Origin of the sequence: Avibacterium volantium (genome assembly GCF_049366555.1) — a bacterium.
Classification (GTDB): Bacteria; Pseudomonadota; Gammaproteobacteria; order Enterobacterales; family Pasteurellaceae; genus Avibacterium; species Avibacterium volantium_A.
In genome coordinates, this window is record NZ_JBMMGT010000016.1 from 18,749 (window position 1) to 36,144 (window position 17,396).

Annotated in this window: 16 protein-coding genes and 4 tRNA genes; 11 read left to right on the forward strand and 9 right to left on the reverse strand. The window is 41.4% G+C overall.

Annotation, left to right across the window (positions count from 1 at the left end; genetic code table 11):
* The first annotated feature begins 228 nt into the window (after positions 1 to 228).
* The 3 genes from ACLS0A_RS06635 to ACLS0A_RS06645 are packed head-to-tail and all read left to right on the forward strand — an operon-like array spanning position 229 to position 3,980.
* A complete protein-coding gene (locus ACLS0A_RS06635) occupies positions 229 to 1,239 on the forward strand; it encodes a Fe(3+) ABC transporter substrate-binding protein (RefSeq protein WP_416082806.1) in 1,011 nt (336 codons plus the stop codon).
* A gap of 57 nt (positions 1,240 to 1,296) precedes the next feature.
* Positions 1,297 to 2,952: an ABC transporter permease gene (locus ACLS0A_RS06640; RefSeq protein WP_416082807.1), complete on the forward strand. Its 1,656-nt coding sequence runs from the start codon at positions 1,297 to 1,299 to the stop codon at positions 2,950 to 2,952.
* A 2-nt stretch (positions 2,953 to 2,954) separates the two neighbouring features.
* Positions 2,955 to 3,980, forward strand: coding sequence for an ABC transporter ATP-binding protein (locus ACLS0A_RS06645; protein WP_416082808.1), 1,026 nt, complete (start codon positions 2,955 to 2,957; stop codon positions 3,978 to 3,980).
* Between the two features lie 74 nt (positions 3,981 to 4,054).
* On the opposite strand, the gene ACLS0A_RS06650 is transcribed toward ACLS0A_RS06645, so the two are convergent.
* Positions 4,055 to 4,130, reverse strand: a tRNA-Ala gene (locus tag ACLS0A_RS06650).
* A gap of 103 nt (positions 4,131 to 4,233) precedes the next feature.
* Positions 4,234 to 5,667 (reverse strand): glutamate--tRNA ligase, encoded by a 1,434-nt coding sequence (gene gltX, locus ACLS0A_RS06655; protein WP_416082809.1) that lies wholly within the window; start codon positions 5,665 to 5,667, stop codon positions 4,234 to 4,236.
* 176 nt (positions 5,668 to 5,843) lie between these two features.
* On the opposite strand from gltX, the gene ACLS0A_RS06660 reads away from it, so the two are divergent.
* The 3 genes from ACLS0A_RS06660 (at position 5,844) to ACLS0A_RS06670 (ending at position 6,178) form a co-directional block, all read left to right on the forward strand.
* Positions 5,844 to 5,919, forward strand: a tRNA-Val gene (locus tag ACLS0A_RS06660).
* 39 nt (positions 5,920 to 5,958) lie between these two features.
* A tRNA-Val gene (locus ACLS0A_RS06665) sits at positions 5,959 to 6,034 on the forward strand.
* A gap of 68 nt (positions 6,035 to 6,102) precedes the next feature.
* A tRNA-Val gene (locus tag ACLS0A_RS06670) sits at positions 6,103 to 6,178 on the forward strand.
* Positions 6,179 to 6,330: 152 nt separating this feature from the next.
* Here ACLS0A_RS06670 and mreD read toward each other — a convergent pair.
* The 4 genes from mreD to uvrA form a co-directional block, all read right to left on the reverse strand.
* Positions 6,331 to 6,819: a rod shape-determining protein MreD gene (mreD, locus tag ACLS0A_RS06675; protein ID WP_103855256.1), complete on the reverse strand. Its 489-nt coding sequence runs from the start codon at positions 6,817 to 6,819 to the stop codon at positions 6,331 to 6,333.
* A complete protein-coding gene (gene mreC, locus ACLS0A_RS06680) occupies positions 6,819 to 7,865 on the reverse strand; it encodes a rod shape-determining protein MreC (protein WP_126371369.1) in 1,047 nt (348 codons plus the stop codon). Before mreC ends, mreD begins: the two co-directional genes overlap by 1 nt.
* 70 nt (positions 7,866 to 7,935) lie before the next feature.
* Positions 7,936 to 8,982: a rod shape-determining protein gene (locus tag ACLS0A_RS06685; RefSeq protein WP_416082810.1), complete on the reverse strand. Its 1,047-nt coding sequence runs from the start codon at positions 8,980 to 8,982 to the stop codon at positions 7,936 to 7,938.
* Positions 8,983 to 9,129: 147 nt separating this feature from the next.
* Complete coding sequence (gene uvrA / locus ACLS0A_RS06690) at positions 9,130 to 11,958, reverse strand: excinuclease ABC subunit UvrA (RefSeq protein WP_416082811.1); 2,829 nt, start codon at positions 11,956 to 11,958, stop codon at positions 9,130 to 9,132.
* Positions 11,959 to 12,128: 170 nt separating this feature from the next.
* Between uvrA and ssb the strand changes: the two genes are divergently transcribed.
* Together ssb and plsY are read left to right on the forward strand one after the other, a co-directional pair.
* A complete protein-coding gene (gene ssb / locus ACLS0A_RS06695) occupies positions 12,129 to 12,665 on the forward strand; it encodes a single-stranded DNA-binding protein (RefSeq protein ID WP_416082812.1) in 537 nt (178 codons plus the stop codon).
* A gap of 382 nt (positions 12,666 to 13,047) precedes the next feature.
* Positions 13,048 to 13,650: a glycerol-3-phosphate 1-O-acyltransferase PlsY gene (plsY, locus tag ACLS0A_RS06700; RefSeq protein ID WP_416082813.1), complete on the forward strand. Its 603-nt coding sequence runs from the start codon at positions 13,048 to 13,050 to the stop codon at positions 13,648 to 13,650.
* 15 nt (positions 13,651 to 13,665) lie between these two features.
* Here plsY and ACLS0A_RS06705 read toward each other — a convergent pair whose 3' ends face one another.
* Positions 13,666 to 14,064 (reverse strand): helix-turn-helix domain-containing protein, encoded by a 399-nt coding sequence (locus ACLS0A_RS06705; protein WP_126370792.1) that lies wholly within the window; start codon positions 14,062 to 14,064, stop codon positions 13,666 to 13,668.
* A gap of 138 nt (positions 14,065 to 14,202) precedes the next feature.
* Between ACLS0A_RS06705 and ACLS0A_RS06710 the strand changes: the two genes are divergently transcribed.
* The 3 genes from ACLS0A_RS06710 to ACLS0A_RS06720 are packed head-to-tail and all read left to right on the forward strand — an operon-like array spanning position 14,203 to position 15,792.
* Entirely contained in the window at positions 14,203 to 14,685 is a 483-nt protein-coding gene (locus ACLS0A_RS06710) for a hypothetical protein (protein ID WP_126370790.1), read from the forward strand.
* Between the two features lie 20 nt (positions 14,686 to 14,705).
* Positions 14,706 to 15,320 (forward strand): outer membrane protein, encoded by a 615-nt coding sequence (locus ACLS0A_RS06715; protein ID WP_416082814.1) that lies wholly within the window; start codon positions 14,706 to 14,708, stop codon positions 15,318 to 15,320.
* A 22-nt stretch (positions 15,321 to 15,342) separates the two neighbouring features.
* Complete coding sequence (locus tag ACLS0A_RS06720) at positions 15,343 to 15,792, forward strand: DUF2846 domain-containing protein (RefSeq protein WP_416082815.1); 450 nt, start codon at positions 15,343 to 15,345, stop codon at positions 15,790 to 15,792.
* Positions 15,793 to 15,882: 90 nt separating this feature from the next.
* Here the strand turns inward: ACLS0A_RS06720 and ACLS0A_RS06725 are convergent, their stop codons facing one another.
* A complete protein-coding gene (locus ACLS0A_RS06725) occupies positions 15,883 to 16,377 on the reverse strand; it encodes a YfbU family protein (RefSeq protein WP_416082816.1) in 495 nt (164 codons plus the stop codon).
* 26 nt (positions 16,378 to 16,403) lie between these two features.
* Positions 16,404 to 17,144 carry an MlaA family lipoprotein gene (locus ACLS0A_RS06730; RefSeq protein ID WP_416082817.1) on the reverse strand — a complete coding sequence of 247 codons (741 nt, stop codon included), beginning with the start codon at positions 17,142 to 17,144 and terminating at the stop codon, positions 16,404 to 16,406.
* Positions 17,145 to 17,396: the final 252 nt, after the last annotated feature.

Here is a 17,396-nt window from a genome sequence, read left to right on the forward strand (position 1 = left end):
AGCCCGCACTTTTGAGATAGAGATGAGAATAATTTTTATTTACTTGATGAGTTTTTTTCGGTAAAGTCAAGGCTAGCTAAAACGGAGCTTGGCTAAAAAGTTTCAGCTAAATTTAAAAAGCGTTTTTCACTGAATTAAACAGGAAACATTTCGTTTTCTACGCAAAGTGCGGTGCAAAAACGCGGAGATTTTAACCAATCACTCAACTTTAACCACGGAGAACGTGCAATGAAAAAAACATTATCTGCTTTGGCCTTATTAACCACGTTTGCAGCACCTGCTTTCGCCGCCAACGAAGTGAATGTATATTCTTATCGCCAACCTTATTTGATCGAACCTATCTTGAAACAATTTGAGCAAGAAACGGGCGTGAAAGTGAATTTTATTTTTGCCGATAAAGGCTTAGTTGAACGGGTAAAACGTGAAGGTGAGCTTAGCCCTGCAGATGTGCTATTAACCGTGGATATTAGCCGTGTGATGGAAATTGTTAATGCAGGGTTGGCTCAATCGATCCAATCTTCTGTATTAGAAAGTAATATTCCTGCAAAATTCCGTGATAGCCAAGGCAAATGGTTTGCGCTAACCAGCCGCGCGCGCGTGGTGTATTCATCGAAAGATCGAGTGGGTAAATTGCCAGCAAGCTTCACTTACTACGATTTAGCCAAACCTGAATTAAAAGGCAAAGTTTGTGTGCGTTCAGGCAAACATTCTTACAATGTTTCGTTAATTGCTTCAATGATTGCTCACGATGGCGTAGAAAAAGCCAAAGATTTCTTAACAGGATTAAAAGCGAACTTGGCACAAAAACCACAGGGCGGCGACCGTGATCAAGTGAAAGCCATTAAAGAAGGCGTATGCGATTATTCATTAGGCAATAGCTATTATTACGGCAAAATGCTTGAAGATGAAAAACAAAAAAGCTGGGCGGAAGCGGCTTACATCAACTATCCAAACCAAGAAACCGTGGGAACACATATGAACATCAGCGGTGTGGTAGTGGCAAAATATGCACCAAATAAAGACAATGCGGTGAAATTAGTGGAATTTTTAAGTGGCGATAAAGCACAGCATCTCTATGCAGAGCTAAACCACGAATACCCAGTAAAACCGTCTGTACAAAAATCTAAATTGGTGCAATCTTGGGGTGAATTTAAACAAGATAATCTGCCATTAGAAAAAATCGCAGAAAACTATGAAAATGCGTTGAAATTAATCGATGAAGTAAAATTTGATCTGTAATAGATCCAATCTATGCTAGCCTATACCCATCAGGGATAGGCTAGTTTTATTTTGATTATGGATAATTTCGCAAAACATAAAAATTTTTTCGCAAAAAGCACCGCACTTATCGCATTGTTGGCGGTATTGGGGTTCTTCTTGCTGCCGATTATCGCCTTGTTGCTTTCGGCGTTTGAAGGCTCATTACACAGTTTGCAACATTTATGGCAAACGGTGTTTACCGACTATTTATTGAACTCTCTAAGCTTGGTATTCGGCACAACTGCGCTCAGTTTATGCTTTGCCTTGCCCTGCGCATTTTTGGTGTCGCGCTATCATTTTATTGGCAAAACGCTGTTGCAATGGCTACTTTGCCTGCCCCTTGCCATTCCTGCGTATTTATCTGCCTATCTTTACACGGATTTTTTAGACTATCCCGGTATTGTGCAACAAAGTTTACGCATTTGGTTTGATTGGCAAAGCAAGCAAGATTATTGGTTTCCTTCCATTCGCAGTCTAGGCGGTGCTTGCTTTATTTTGGCGTTGTCGTTGTATCCTTATATTTTCTTATTAGTCAGAATGGCGTTGATGGAACAAGGCGACAATTTACAGCAAAGCGCAAAACTGTTGGGCGCAAGCCGTTGGCGTGTGTTTTACAAAATTACCTTTGCTCTTATACGCCCTGCTATTGCGGTGGGTTGTGCCTTGGTGGCAATGGAAACCCTGGGCGATTTTGGCACAGTGGCATTTTTTGCCATTCCTTCGCTCACCACGGCAATTTACGACACTTGGCTTGGCTTTGGCGATTTGCAAGCCGCAGCGCAGATTTCTCTGTTTATGCTCGGGTTGTTAGTGCTATTTATCAGCATTGAGCGTTATGCACGCCGCCAGCAGCGCTATTATCAACGTTCAGGACAGCGCCCTGCGCAAACCCAACGGCTCAATGGATTAGGCTGGGGATTACTGTTATTCAGCACGCTGTTAATTATTCTTGCCTTTTTTATCCCGCTCTTTCATCTGAGTTATTGGTCAATTATCTATTTTGAACAAGCGTGGACAGCGGATTTCTGGCAATATAGCCAAAACAGCTTGCTGGTTTCTGGGCTAGCAATGATCATCTGCGTATGCTTAGCGTTATTAATGCACTTTTGGGCAAGGTTACGTCCAACGCCTTTGGCTAAAATAGCCGTGCGCTTTTCTGCGCTAGGTTACGCTATTCCTGGAACAGTTTTGGCAATCGGCTTGTTAATCCCATTTACCTTTGCCGATCATCAACTTAACCGCTTGTTAAAATGGCTTGATTTGCCAATGCTTGGCTTGGTGTTTTCAGGCTCCATTTTCGCCTTGGTGTCCGCTTATGTAATCCGCTTTTCAGCAATGGCATTGGGCAGCTTAGAAACAAGCTTGAGTCAAATTCCGCCGTCTTTAGATATGGCAGGCAGAATGTTAGGCTATAAATCTTGGGGAATTTGGCGCAAAATCCACTTACCTCTAATGCGTAAAGGCATTTTCACTGCATTATTGCTGGTTTTTATTGAAAGTATGAAAGAACTCAATGCGTCTTTATTGTTGCGTCCGTTTAATTTTGATACGCTCGCCACCCACGTTTTCACCTTTACTTCAGATGAACAGCTTGAACGCGCCGCCTTGCCTGCCTTAGTGCTTATTTTAGTGGGGATTATTCCCGTGTTGATTTTAACTCGATCTTTACTGCAATCAGGGAAAAAAGCTTAATAATGAATACCTTAGATATTACCCGTTTAACCTGCTGCTATAACAATCAGCCCATTTTGCAAGATCTTAATTTATCCATTGAAAATGATGATATTGTGTGTTTGCTCGGCGCTAGTGGCTGCGGAAAAACCACCTTACTCAAAGCCATTGCTGGATTAATCCCACTGAGCGCAGGTAATATTCGTTTGCAAGACAAAGAAATTCAACATCTTGATGCGAATGAGCGAGAAATAGGGCTGATCTTTCAAGATTATGCCCTTTTTCCCCATTTAACCGTGGCAGAAAATATTCTATTTGGTTTGCATCAAATAAATAAAAGCGAGCAAGCAAAAACCTTACAAAAAATGACCGCACTTGTGCATTTGCAAGGGTTAGAAAAACGCTATCCCCACGAGCTTTCGGGCGGGCAACAACAGCGCGTTGCCATTGCCCGCGCGCTAGCTTGTCAGCCCAAATTATTATTGCTTGATGAGCCTTTTTCTAACATTGACAGCCAAGTTCGTCATCAAATGATCGAAGAAATTCGCTATATTCTCAAACAACAGCATATTCCCGCCATTTTCGTTACCCATAGCAAAGAAGAAGCCTTTCTCTTTGCGGATAAATTAGCGGTAATGAACCAAGGAAAAATCTGCCAAATCGGCGCGCCAAGCACGGTTTATCAACAGCCAAACAGCCCTTTTGTCGCCAACTTTTTGGGAGAAATGAATTATCTGCCTTGCCAGCCTATTGATGATCAGCATTGCCAATCGCTACTTGGCGTGCATTTGTGTTCCACCCATCAATCACAAAAAGCACCGAGTTATCTCGCAATCCGCCCCGAACAGCTACAATTACGCGTGGCAGATACCCCAACACAAGCCAACGGCATTATTCGCCAACAACGCTTTCTAGGCGCTTATTATAAATATCAAGTGGAAATGGCTGGCTTACAACTCATCATTACAAGCCAACAATCTTTGCCCCTAGGTGCGAGGGTTCAAGTATTATATGAGAAAGAAAGTGGAGTAATCTTTGCTGAAAAATAATGCGTTGAAAATTAGAATATTATATAGGCTATAAAAAGTAAAAGCCTTGAAATTTCTTTCAAGGCTTTAAAATCTGGTGGAGATAATCGGGATCGAACCGACGACCTCTTGAATGCCATTCAAGCGCTCTCCCAACTGAGCTATATCCCCGTAAATATGTCGCTTATAATAATTAGCGGAATGAATGCTGTCAATATTAAATTCACTGTATTCATTCGCTAGATTAAATATTAAGCGTCTTACATTAGGCGTGTTATGCCTTGATGAAATCAATCGCTTTTTGAATGCGGGCGAGGGAGCGATCACGTCCGATGCCAACTAGGGTGACGTCCATTGACGGAGATTGCCCTGCGCCTGTTACGGCAACACGCAATGGCATTCCTACTTTCCCCATTCCTACGCCGAGTTCTTCAGCTGTTTGTTCAATGGCTTGGTGAATTGGCTCAGCCGTCCATTGAGACAGTGCGGTCAATTTTTCTTTGACTTTTTCAAGTGCTTCAACCGCTCCAGATTTAAAGTGTTTTTTCACCGCACTTTCGTCAAAATGATCAAAATCTTCAAAGAAGTAACGGCTTGTAGTTGCCATTTCTTTTAAGGTCTTACAGCGCTCACCGAGCATGATAACAATTTCGCTTAATGCTGGTCCATTGCTGGTATCAATGCCTTGGTGTTGATAATGCCAAGCAAGGTGTTTAGCCACATATTCAGGCGGCAATTCACGAATATAATGATGGTTTAACCATAACAATTTTTCTGTGTTAAATGCGCTGGCAGATTTGCTTACCTGAGTTAATTCAAACAACTTGATCATTTCTTCTACGGAGAAAATCTCTTGGTCGCCGTGTCCCCAACCTAAGCGTACTAAATAGTTGAGCAATGCTTCAGGAAGAAAGCCATCATCACGATATTGCATAACGCTCACTGCGCCGTGGCGTTTAGACAATTTCTGTCCGTCATCACCTAGGATCATTGAAACGTGTGCATAGGTTGGAATTGGCGCATTTAACGCTTTCAAAATATTAATTTGGCGTGGGGTATTATTGATGTGGTCTTCGCCGCGTACAACGTGTGTAATACCCATATCCCAGTCATCAATCACCACGCAGAAGTTATATGTTGGTGAACCATCAGTACGGCGGATAATTAAATCATCAAGCTCACTGTTACTAATCTCAATGCGTCCACGCACGGCATCATCAAATACCACGGAACCTTCTTGTGGATTTTTGAAACGCACAACGTGAGAGGCATCAGGATCTTCAGGCGCGTGATGTAAGCAATAACCATCATAGCGTGGTTTTTCTTTATTTTTCTCTTGCTCGTTGCGTAAATTTTCTAAGCGCTCTTTAGAACAATAGCAACGATAAGCCAAGCCCTGTTCAAGCATTTGATCAATCACTTGATTATAACGATCAAAACGTTTCGTTTGGTAATAAGGGCCATGATCCCAAGCTAAATTAAGCCATTCCATTCCTTCCAAAATTGCTTGGGTGGCTTCTGGCGTAGAACGTTCTAGATCGGTATCTTCAATGCGTAATACAAATTCACCTTGGTTATGTTTTGCAAATAACCAAGAATATAATGCAGTTCTTGCGCCACCGACGTGCAAATAGCCTGTTGGGCTAGGCGCAAAGCGAGTACGAACTTTCACGGACGGATCTAAATTAAATAGCGGTTCTGCTTTCATTTTATTTATAACCTTTGTTTACAGTAAAATTAAATCAGCGGTATTGTACTATGAGTTCATCTAATTCACGATAAAAAAAGCAAGTTTATGTTTATTTTTACAACACTTAAACAAAAATATGCAAAAACTTATTGACTGTGTTTTGAGAACACTTATAATGCCAACCCACAACACAAGGGCGATTAGCTCAGTTGGGAGAGCACCTCCCTTACAAGGAGGGGGTCACTGGTTCGAGACCGGTATCGCCCACCACTTTTTTAAGGACTTGTGTTGTAACGCTTAAACTAACGTGGGCGATTAGCTCAGTTGGGAGAGCACCTCCCTTACAAGGAGGGGGTCACTGGTTCGAGACCGGTATCGCCCACCACGCTAGTTTAAGTTCCCAGTTTAACTTTTCACAAAGTTAAATCCGATAGCTAGAAATAGCATTCTGTCGGGCGATTAGCTCAGTTGGGAGAGCACCTCCCTTACAAGGAGGGGGTCACTGGTTCGAGACCGGTATCGCCCACCACTCTTTTTCTTTTATAACTCTATTACATCTGAAAACTTTATAAGTTTTTGTTATATTTCTTATTCAACAATAAAAATCTCTTTCAATTTAATTTACTAATTAAGTTTATCCAATTAAAAGAGATCTAAATTATTTCTAATTCATTAACAGTATTATCCAATATGGAATTGCTTCGCTACTTTTCTCAATAACAAGAATATCCAAGGCCACAATACGCCAGTGGTAATTGCGCCAAAAATCTCTTGCCAATTAAAGACCGCACTATGCAAGAATAGCTCAACGATAAAAATTCCTATTCTGACACCAAAAACAGCGAGAATAACAAATATTCCTTGCATCCATAAAGATAAATTCCGAATTAATACGCTATTCACCGCAAGCAAATAAGCAAAAACAGAAAGCACTAACGCGTGGATTCCCAAGGTTGAACCGAGTACAAGATCCCAAGCTATTCCCATAAGAAATGCTGTACCGACACTAATTTTTGAAGGCATTGCTAAGATCCAATAAGTTAAGACCAGCAATAACCACGCAGGCTTGAAATTATGCAGGCTAGTTGGCCAAGGTGCAATTTCTAACACCATTGCAATTAAAAAGGTGGATACAATAAACAATAATTGTAAAACAGCACGACCTCGCATTAATCTTCCTCTCGATAATGTTGCAATTCAGGATCAACAGGTTCAGAAGGCATTTCCATTTGTTCCGTATGAATCTCCTCTAAAGTTGGAGTTGATGGTTTTTCTTCTGGCTCTTCCGCTGTCATAGACGGTTGCACAATTTCTTGCTTTTTCTGAGTTTCAAGACGCTGACGAACAGCTTTGCGCACATCTTCTGGCGTACTAGAATTTACTTTACGCATATCTTCATTGGTTGGCCATAAAAGTAAGACATAACGTAAACGCTCAATCGATGCGAGTGGTTTCGCTGTGATAGTAGCGAAATAATTCTTTCCATCACGCGATACATTTTCCACAATGGCGACAGGGTAGCCTTCAAGGAAACGTCCACCTAGCCCAGATGTAACCAGTAAATCCCCTTTCACAATATCCACTGAGCGTGGCACGTTGTCTAGGGTGAGCTCATCACTGTGCCCTGTACCGCTGGCGATCACACGAACATCATTACGCAATACTTGCACAGGAATGGAATGGGTAACGTCCGTTAGTAACAGCACGCGACTGGTGTTGCTTCCTACAGAAATAATCTGCCCTACTACGCCTTTTTCATCAATAACTGGTTGCCCCACATAAGCACCGTCATTTTCCCCTTGGTTAATGACCACTTGCTGGCGATAAACATCAGTTTCTGCGGTTAAAACCTCAGCGATTTTTTTGTATTCATCGGTGCGCAATGGCGAATTTAGCAATAAACGTAAGCGTTGGTTTTCTACTTTCAGTTGATCCAATAACAGTAAGTCGGCATTTTTTTCGCGCAGTTGTTCTCTTAGGACTTTGTTTTCGATTTGTAATTTGTTGGTATCAACAAGATTGTAAGACACACCGTCTAATACGGTTCTAGGGGTGTTGGCAAGATAATAAACGCCACCGATTGCCGTTTCCATTATGCTACGTGCTTTTATCATTGTGTTGGTTTGCCCATCAAATAAAATCAGCACAATAGAAGCAATCACGGCAAAAATTAAACGAATGCCAAGGTAGGGAGCTTTTCCAAAGATCGGTTTCATTAATATGGCTCAGAAAGAAGTGCGGTCAAATTTTTAGCATTTTTTGACCGCACTTTTATAACATTGCAAATTAAATATCGTCACTGAAAATATCAGCACCGTGCATATCTAATGCTTCGCCACCACCACGAGCAACACAGGTCAGTGGATCATCAGCAACAATCACAGGCACGCCAGTTTCTTTCGATAATAAAATATCAATATTACGCAATAACGCACCACCACCTGTTAGCACAATACCGCGTTCAAAAATATCCGCTGCGTGTTCTGGCTGACATTCTTCAAGCGCAGTACGCACTGCAGTAACAATGCCGTTTAATGGCTGTTGAATCGCTTCTAACACATCGCGTGAGTTTAAGGTAAAGGTTCTTGGCGCGCCTTCGGCAAGGTTATGGCCGTGAACTTCCATTTCTTTAATTTCATCACCTTCTTGAATATATGCCGTGCCGATCTCTTCTTTAATGCGCTCTGCGGTTGGTTCGCCAATAATAGAACCAAAAGTGCGGCGCACATAGGCGATAATGGCTTCATCAAAACGGTCGCCACCAATGCGCACAGAAGAAGAATAAACGATGCCGTTTAAAGAAATCACCGCGACTTCCGTTGTACCGCCACCAATATCAATCACCATTGATCCTGTTGCGGTGGAAACAGGCAATTTAGCCCCGATTGCCGCAGCCATTGGCTCTTCAATTAAGTACACTTCGCGCGCACCTGCACCTAAGGCAGATTCTTTAATTGCACGGCGTTCCACTTGGGTTGCGCCTGCTGGCACGCAGACTAAAACTCGCGGGCTTGGACGCATAAAGTTGCCGCTATGTACTTGTTTAATGAAGTATTGCAACATTTTTTCGGTTACCGAGAAATCCGCGATAACGCCATCTTTCATTGGGCGAATGGCTAAAATGCTTTTCGGTGTACGGCCGAGCATTAATTTTGCTTCTTTCCCTACTGCCGCAATGCTTTTCATCGATCCTGCACGGCCTTGACGAATTGCCACCACAGAAGGTTCATTTAGCACGATTCCTTGCCCTTTCACATAAATTAATGTGTTCGCTGTGCCTAAATCAATAGAAAGATCGTTTGAGAATAAACCACGAATTTTTTTAAATAACATAAGAATTCCGTTAAAGTAACTGTATAAAAAACACTCACGCGTAAGTGTGAGAAAAATTGCGCTAAATGTATCAAAAAATCAGCATTGATGACAGAAATTTTTTATCAAATCTGCTGAAAAAATTACTGCACTTTTATTTTGTTCTTTTTACTTTGCAAGAATTTGTTTTAAAAACCGTGCGGTGTGCGAACCTTTCACATTCGCCACTTGCTCTGGTGTGCCTGTGGCGATAATTTCTCCGCCGCCGCTTCCCCCTTCTGGGCCAAGGTCCACAATCCAGTCTGCAGTTTTAATCACATCTAAATTATGCTCAATCACCACAATGGTGTTGCCCTGATCACGCAAGCGATGTAGCACTTCAAGGAGCTGTTTAATATCCGCAAAATGTAAGCCAGTTGTGGGTTCATCAAGAATATACAAGGTTTTTCCTGTATCACGTTTTGATAACTCGGTCGCCAATTTCACCCGTTGCGCTTCACCGCCAGATAAGGTGGTGGAAGATTGCCCTAGACGAATATAGGATAGCCCTACGTCCATCAAGGTTTGCAATTTGCGCGCAATTTGTGGAATGGCATCGAAAAATTCTCGCGCTTCTTCCACGGTCATATCCAACACTTGATTAATGGTTTTGCCTTTGTAGCGAATTTCCAAAGTTTCGCGATTGTAGCGTTTGCCTTTACACTGATCGCAAGGCACATACACATCGGGCAAGAAGTGCATTTCGACTTTGATCACACCGTCCCCTTGGCAGGCTTCGCAACGTCCACCACGCACATTGAAACTAAAGCGCCCTGGGTTATAACCACGCGCACGGGATTCTGGCACGCCTGCGAATAATTCGCGAATTGGCGTGAATAATCCTGTGTAAGTAGCAGGATTGGAGCGTGGCGTGCGTCCAATTGGGCTTTGATCAATATCAATCACTTTGTCAAAAAATTCTAATCCTTGAATGGATTTATGTGGTGCAGCTTGCGCATTTTCCGCACGGTTTAAAGCACTTTGCGCGAGTGGGAATAGGGTATCGTTAATCAGCGTAGATTTGCCCGACCCCGATACGCCTGTTACACAAGTAAACAAGCCCACAGGGATTTCTAAATTGACATTTTTCAGATTATTGCCCGCAGCGCCTTTGAGTTTTAAGATTTTTTCTTTATCAAGTGCGGTGCGTTTTTTTGGAATTTCTATTTTTTCTTTCCCAGATAAGAATTTCCCCGTCAGTGAGTTTGGATTTAGCATAATTTCTTGCGCTGTACCTTGAGCCACCACGCTGCCGCCGTGCACGCCAGCACCCGGGCCAATATCAATAATATGATCTGCCGCTAGAATAGCATCTTCATCGTGTTCCACCACAATCACCGTGTTACCTAAATTTCTTAGGTGAATCAAGGTGTTAAGTAAGCGTTCATTATCTCGTTGATGCAAGCCAATGGAAGGCTCATCAAGCACATACATCACACCAACCAAGCCCGCACCAATTTGGCTAGCTAGACGAATACGTTGCGCTTCACCACCAGAAAGAGTTTCGGCAGAACGAGAAAGAGAAAGATAATTCAGCCCCACATTGACCAAAAATTGCAACCGCTCTTTGATTTCTTTGAGAATTTTATCGGCAATTTGTGCGCGCTGTCCGCTTAGAGTAAGGCTATCCACAAAGTTAAAGGCTTCACCAATGCTCTTTTCGGAAACTTCAGGTAGATTTGTTTCGCCAATAAAAACATTGCGCGCTTCAGGGCGTAAACGCGAGCCACCGCAATCTTTACAAGGACGCGTGCTGATATTTTTCGCCAATTCTTCACGCACTGACATTGATTCTGTTTCTTTATAACGGCGCGCCATATTATTGAGAATGCCTTCAAAACTATGGCGGCGTAGCACCACATCACCACGGTCATTCATATACTGGAATTCAATTTCTTCTTTACCTGAACCGTGCAAAATAATGTGTTGAATTTTTTTAGGTAAATCTTCAAACGGGCTTTCCACGTCAAAACCATAATGTTTGGCGAGAGAAGTCAGCATCTGGTAATAATAGAAATTACGCCGATCCCAACCTTTAATCGCCCCACCTGCTAAGGAAATGCTTGGATTTTGCACCACGCGTTTTTCATCAAAATATTGCTGAACCCCCAAGCCATCACAAGTCGGGCAAGCCCCGGCTGGGTTATTAAAGGAAAACAAGCGTGGCTCAAGTTCAGGCACGGAATAACCACAATGCGGACAAGCAAAGTTTGCGGAAAACAGCAATTCTTCCGCTTTCGGATCGTCCATATTCGCCACCACTGCCGTGCCGCCAGAAAGTTCTAATGCTGTTTCAAAGGATTCCGCTAAACGGGTTGCCAAATCTGGACGGACTTTAAAGCGATCCACCACCACTTCAATGGTGTGCTTTTTCTGTAATTCTAATTTTGGTGGCTCAGAAAGATCGCAAATTTCCCCATCAATTCTGGCGCGGATATAACCTTGCGCGGCAATATGCTCTAAAATTTTAATATGTTCCCCTTTGCGATCTTTCACCACAGGGGCAAGCAACATCATTCGGCTTTCTTCCGGTAATGCCAGCACCTTATCCACCATTTGACTAATGGTTTGCGCCGCCAACGGAATATGATGATTTGGGCAGCGCGGTTCGCCCACACGAGCAAATAGCAAACGCAAATAGTCGTGAATTTCCGTGATCGTACCCACCGTAGAACGTGGATTGTGCGAGGTGGATTTTTGTTCAATGGAAATCGCAGGGGATAGCCCTTCAATATGATCCACATCTGGCTTTTCCATTAACGATAAAAACTGGCGCGCATACGCAGAAAGGGATTCCACATAACGGCGTTGCCCTTCGGCATAAAGGGTATCAAAGGCCAGTGAAGATTTCCCCGAGCCAGAAAGCCCTGTAATCACAATCAATTTATCACGCGGAATAGTCAGATTAATATTTTTTAAATTATGGGTTCTCGCCCCACGCACTTCTATTTTTTCCATAATCGTTTCGTCTGTTCAAGCAATTTAAGGTAATTTTGCGATCATTATCGCATAATCTGAAATAACTGTGCAAATATCCAGTTGATTTGTCTGGAACTAATAGCTTTTTCTCTTTTTTTAGGGCAAAATAGCGAAAATTTTATCGTAATTAACATCAGACAGAGGAATTTATGGCTGGAGTAAACAAAGTTATTATCGTAGGAAACCTAGGAAACGATCCTGAAATTCGCACAATGCCAAATGGCGAAGCTGTGGCGAACATTAGCGTAGCAACCAGTGAAAGCTGGATGGATAAAAATACCGGTGAACGCCGTGAAATCACTGAATGGCATCGCATTGTGTTCTATCGCCGTCAAGCTGAAATTGTGGGTGAATATTTGCGCAAAGGTTCAAAAGTTTATGTTGAAGGGCGTTTAAGAACGCGCAAATGGCAAGATCAAAATGGCCAAGATCGCTACACCACGGAAATCCAAGGCGATGTGCTACAAATGTTAGACAGCCGCGCAGAACGTGGTCAAGGCGGCTATGCACCGCAAGGCGGGGGATATGCCCAACAAGGTGGTGGCTATGCAGCTCAACAAGGGGGCAATCAATATGCTCAACCTACACAGCCTGCATATCAAGCACCAAAAGCTGCACCACAACCAACACCCGCGCCGCAGCCAGTGATTGATGACGTTCCATTAGATGATGATATTCCTTTCTAATTCACACCAAACTGCTTGGTGAATACCAAGCAGTTTTTGTTTAGTTTTAGTTAATATGGCATTTTATTACTTTCATCTCTTACATTTGCTGGATTACTAAAACTATTTTCTACCTAGAAATTATTTGATAGTAAAATCACTAATCTACAGCTTCCCTTATTATCCATAAACAAATAAAGCCTGATCGTAGTGGGTACACTAATGCTTATCTAGTTATAATATGTTTAATGTAAAGCCTATTTAGCATTAACTACAATATACGTTTTACTGAGAATCCTAGTTGTGAATAATCTTTAAAATTAAATAAAACGTTATTTATACAATCCTAAAAATGGATTTTGAACCATACATTATTTTCACTTGACGAATCAGGTAGGTAAAAATGAGCCTTTTCACCCTTTTTTATATGTTCTGTGCGTATTTGCTCGGTTCAATTTCGAGCGCCATTTTATTTTGTCGCCTAGCAGGCCTACCTGATCCGCGCACCACAGGCTCACACAACCCTGGTGCAACTAACGTACTACGCATCGGCGGGCGTTGGGCTGCCTTAGCAGTGCTGATTTTTGATATTCTAAAAGGAATGCTTCCTGTATGGGCGGGCTATTATCTTGGCTTAACCCAATTTCAGTTAGGCATGGTTGCACTGGCCGCTTGCTTAGGACATATCTTCCCCATCTTCTTTAAATTTAAAGGCGGAAAAGGCGTTGCCACCGCATTTGGCGCAATCGCCCCTATCGGCTGGGGCGTGGATCTGTGGATGCTCGGCACTTGGCTTGCGGTATTCTTGCTCACGGGCTATTCATCTTTAAGTGCCGTTATCGCCGCGATCACCATTCCTTTTTATGTATGGTGGTACAAACCTGAATTCACCTTCCCAGTGGCGCTAGTCTGCTGCCTGCTCGTTTACCGCCACCACGACAATATCCAACGCCTATGGCGTGGGCAAGAAGACAAGGTTTGGGGTAAGTTCAAGAAAAAATCGTAAAAAAAACCACCGCACTTATTTTTCTTTACGGTGTTGTGCTTTCAATAACACAATAATTTCTTTTAAGGATTCAATTTCTTTGTCTTTTTGTTCTAATAGTTGATCTTTATAACTTAACGCTAATTTGAGTTTTTCATTTTCAATGGTAACCGCTTCGCTTGTACCATAATAATTTGAGCTAAGTTGGCTATTCTCACTAATTAAAAAGCAAATATTACGATCATCTTTGACCAATTCAGAAATATCCATATCAAAAATTTGTGCAATTTTCTTTAATTTTTCGTAATGTAATTGCGTTTCTCCACGCTCAATTTTTGCATAACCACTTGGTGATAAGTTCATTTTTTCTGCCATTTCTTCTTGCGACCAATGATTCATTTCTCGTATTAATCTAATTTTCTCGTGTATCGCCATTGTCTGCTCCATTTGTTCAATTCTAGCTCAAAATGAGTAGAAAACAGTCTTTTTGATATATGGTTTTTTACTATATGAGTTTTGTAGAATTTCATCGTTCTAAAAACAGACATTTTACATCTTTAATGAGGTTTATCTATGAAAAATTTATTAAAAGTGGCGTTATTAGCCACAACATTAGGCTTGACAGGGTGTGCTACGATTGTGAGTAAAAGCACTTATCCTGTTTCTATCCAATCAGTCCCTGAGGGCGCAAATTTTACGATTACAAATAGAGAAGGGAAAATCGTCAGCCAAGGTATTACCCCACAAGTGGTTAAATTGAAATCTGGCTCTGGTTATTTTAAACCTGAAAAATACCTCATTACTTTTGATAAAAAAGGTTTTACAAAAGAAACAATCGAAATTCAAGCGACGTTAGATGGTTGGTATTGGGGAAATTTTGCGATAGGTGGACCATTAGGATTACTTGTCATTGATCCGATAACAGGGGCTATGTATCGCTTACCTGAAAATGTTGTAGCGACTTTAAATAAAGGTAAAGGAAGAGCATTGACAGTGATTGATATTCGTACACTCTCGGAAGAACAACGTAATAAACTTCAAAAAATTAATTTATAAATATGAATAGGGGAAATGTTATGAAAAAATATTTGGTGGCTACATTACTTTCTAGTACAGCATTATTTGCCCAAGCTGAAGGTTTTTCTGGCTTCTATGTGGGGGGTGAAGTCGATTTTAATAAACAGTCTTTTTCTATACCTTGGGAAGAACTTGATTATAACTATTATGATGGTAATTATACGGGCTCTAGTTCTCGCTCTGTTGGTGCGGGCGTTGTTGGTGGCTATATGTTTGATTATGGCAATAATTTTGTTGGTATTGTTGAGGGGAAAATTAGTTTTCCGAATAATAAAACAGAAGATGATTTGGGCAATGAAATCGCCAAAGAGAATTTCCGCGTAGGCGTACATTATTTGCAAGGCTATCAACTTGATCGTTTCTTGCCTTATGTCAAAATTGGGGTAGAAGCAGGCAGTTTCACGATGAATGAAGATAATCCAGAGTTTAGGAATAGCAATGTTTACTTTGAAAATCACGGTGCGGTTGGATTTAGTTACGGTTTTGGCGTAAAAACAAAAATTACAGATAATTTCGTTGCAGGACTTGATTACAGTAGAGTAACGTTAAAAGCTAAAAATAGTATTGAATTTAAGAGCAATACCATCGGTGTAAACTTTAGCTATTTATTTTAATTAAGGTTAAATGGTGCATAAAATGAAAAAAATTCTTTCAGTTTTAATGGTAGTTGGCACGTTGATTTTAACGGGCTGTGCGAAAGTGCCTATGGCTTCAGAGGCAGAAGATGTGCAAGCCAAGCGGTTTGATACCCCTAATAAAGCAATGTCTGGGTTGTATATTTATCGTGATTCCACATTTGGGGCGGCATTAAGAAAAAATCTTTATATTGACGATAAATTTATCGGGCAATCTGCTCCTAAAGTTTATTTTTATAAGTTAGTTACGGCTGGAAAACATAAAGTTTCTACTGATTCAGAATTTGGTAATAACGATTTATATATTACAACAGAAGGCGGAAAGAACTATTTTATTCGGCAGTATATAAAAATGGGCGTTTTTGTTGGTGGGGCAAACCTTGAACAGATTGATGAAGAAAAAGCAAAAGCGGCTATTAAAAAGCTAAAACTTGCTCGTCCACTACAATAATGACTCTCCTAAAAGCCATCAATAGATGGCTTTTGCTTTTTTAAAACTCCACAAAAAACCACCGCACTTACGATACGGTGGTTTCTTATATTAAGCGTTCAGGATTTTTTGAATTTCAGCCATACTCAAATGATATTCGTGCGGGCAATTACGCCAAGCTTCAAGCATTTTGATGTATTTATCCCACATTGGGGTTTGAGAATCACAACCGTGTTCGCATTGCATAAATTCTGAGTATTTGCCTTCTGTACTGGTGATAAAACGTAAGTAATTGAGGTATTTTTTCTCACGCACAGCACAATAACCGGCAAATTGTAAACGGTGTGGCGTAACAGCAGATTTGTCGCCGAGATTATTATAAGAAACGTGCAAGGCGTGGTACATTTCCAGCGTGTCGCGCACAGTTTGGCATTCTTGTTCTGAAAGGTTAGAGAACTCTTTGTCTAACTCTTTTAATTCTAAGCCAAATCCGCCTTTCACGATCGTCTCCAAGCGTGTATATTGCGTCGCATTATTTGGATCTAATAAGCCCATTAATTTATATTGATTGGCTAAGATCAAACGCTGTGTTGAGGTCATTTCCATTTTTCATTCCTTCTTATTTTTAGTCTTTAGTCAATTTCTTTTAGTTCGTCAGCCGATAATGCGGGCGTTTCACTGCTCACATTGCCATCTTTAACATGATATTCCAAATTTTGGAAATAGGCTTCACGGAAGGTAACATAAGGATCTTGTGCTTGTTGTAAAAGGGCGTCTTTATCAAGCAGTTTGGCACGACTATCAATGCCTTGAATGCCCCATTTTAATAATCCCCAAGGGCCAAGCAAAGATAGCATTGGGTAGGTAGTATCGACTAAATTGCCTAGATCTTGGCGTGGCGTTGCAGGTCCATACATTGGTAACATCACATAAGTACCCGTTTCGACACCATAAGCACCTAATGTATCACCGAAGCGGCGTTTTTCTTCCACGCGTAATGGTGGGCTTGCACTTGCCCAGTCAATCAAGCTGCCTAAGCCGAAAATACTGTTAATCCAGAAGCGATTGAAATGCACCATTGCTTTTTTAAATTCACCTTGCAATAGGCGATTGACGAAACTGGCTGGCTCATCAAGGTTATTCGCCACATTAATAATGCCCGTTTTCACTGGCTGCGGCACATAGTTTTTCCAGCCTTTTGCAACAGGTTTAAGAAGATAAGGATCAGCGACATGATAGTTAAAATCAAACATTGCGCGGTTAAAGCCCTCTAAAGGATCTTTGCGCTCACCAGTTTGCGGATCAATGGTCGCACAGCCTGTCAGCATTGCAGAACCCAACACCACGCTGGCAAGTAATACGGATTTTTTCATAAATAAGCCTTGTTACTTAAAATAAGGTACATTGTAAACAACTTGGTGAAAATCTACAAAATAAATCAGAGAAAAATAAATCGCTTGCATTACATTGATTATTTATGCAAAATTAATGAATAAATATATTATTCATTCCTTACGAATTTGCTTGAATATTGCGCTATTGTCTTTTAGAATGAGCCAGTTTAGCCCGTGAGCTAACCACCAATGCAATTTAGTGCAAACGCCAAACCAAAGACCAAACCAAAG

Excerpts from the sequence above, each read along its gene's own strand:
- ACLS0A_RS06635 (WP_416082806.1), top strand. The coding sequence starts at position 229 with ATGAAAAAAACATTATCTGCTTTGGCCTTATTAACCACGTTTGCAGCA.
- ACLS0A_RS06640 (WP_416082807.1), top strand. The coding sequence starts at position 1,297 with ATGGATAATTTCGCAAAACATAAAAATTTTTTCGCAAAAAGCACCGCA.
- ACLS0A_RS06645 (WP_416082808.1), top strand. The coding sequence starts at position 2,955 with ATGAATACCTTAGATATTACCCGTTTAACCTGCTGCTATAACAATCAG.
- gltX (WP_416082809.1), bottom strand. The coding sequence starts at position 5,667 with ATGAAAGCAGAACCGCTATTTAATTTAGATCCGTCCGTGAAAGTTCGT.
- mreD (WP_103855256.1), bottom strand. The coding sequence starts at position 6,819 with ATGCGAGGTCGTGCTGTTTTACAATTATTGTTTATTGTATCCACCTTT.
- mreC (WP_126371369.1), bottom strand. The coding sequence starts at position 7,865 with ATGAAACCGATCTTTGGAAAAGCTCCCTACCTTGGCATTCGTTTAATT.
- ACLS0A_RS06685 (WP_416082810.1), bottom strand. The coding sequence starts at position 8,982 with ATGTTATTTAAAAAAATTCGTGGTTTATTCTCAAACGATCTTTCTATT.
- uvrA (WP_416082811.1), bottom strand. The coding sequence starts at position 11,958 with ATGGAAAAAATAGAAGTGCGTGGGGCGAGAACCCATAATTTAAAAAAT.
- ssb (WP_416082812.1), top strand. The coding sequence starts at position 12,129 with ATGGCTGGAGTAAACAAAGTTATTATCGTAGGAAACCTAGGAAACGAT.
- plsY (WP_416082813.1), top strand. The coding sequence starts at position 13,048 with ATGAGCCTTTTCACCCTTTTTTATATGTTCTGTGCGTATTTGCTCGGT.
- ACLS0A_RS06705 (WP_126370792.1), bottom strand. The coding sequence starts at position 14,064 with ATGGCGATACACGAGAAAATTAGATTAATACGAGAAATGAATCATTGG.
- ACLS0A_RS06710 (WP_126370790.1), top strand. The coding sequence starts at position 14,203 with ATGAAAAATTTATTAAAAGTGGCGTTATTAGCCACAACATTAGGCTTG.
- ACLS0A_RS06715 (WP_416082814.1), top strand. The coding sequence starts at position 14,706 with ATGAAAAAATATTTGGTGGCTACATTACTTTCTAGTACAGCATTATTT.
- ACLS0A_RS06720 (WP_416082815.1), top strand. The coding sequence starts at position 15,343 with ATGAAAAAAATTCTTTCAGTTTTAATGGTAGTTGGCACGTTGATTTTA.
- ACLS0A_RS06725 (WP_416082816.1), bottom strand. The coding sequence starts at position 16,377 with ATGGAAATGACCTCAACACAGCGTTTGATCTTAGCCAATCAATATAAA.
- ACLS0A_RS06730 (WP_416082817.1), bottom strand. The coding sequence starts at position 17,144 with ATGAAAAAATCCGTATTACTTGCCAGCGTGGTGTTGGGTTCTGCAATG.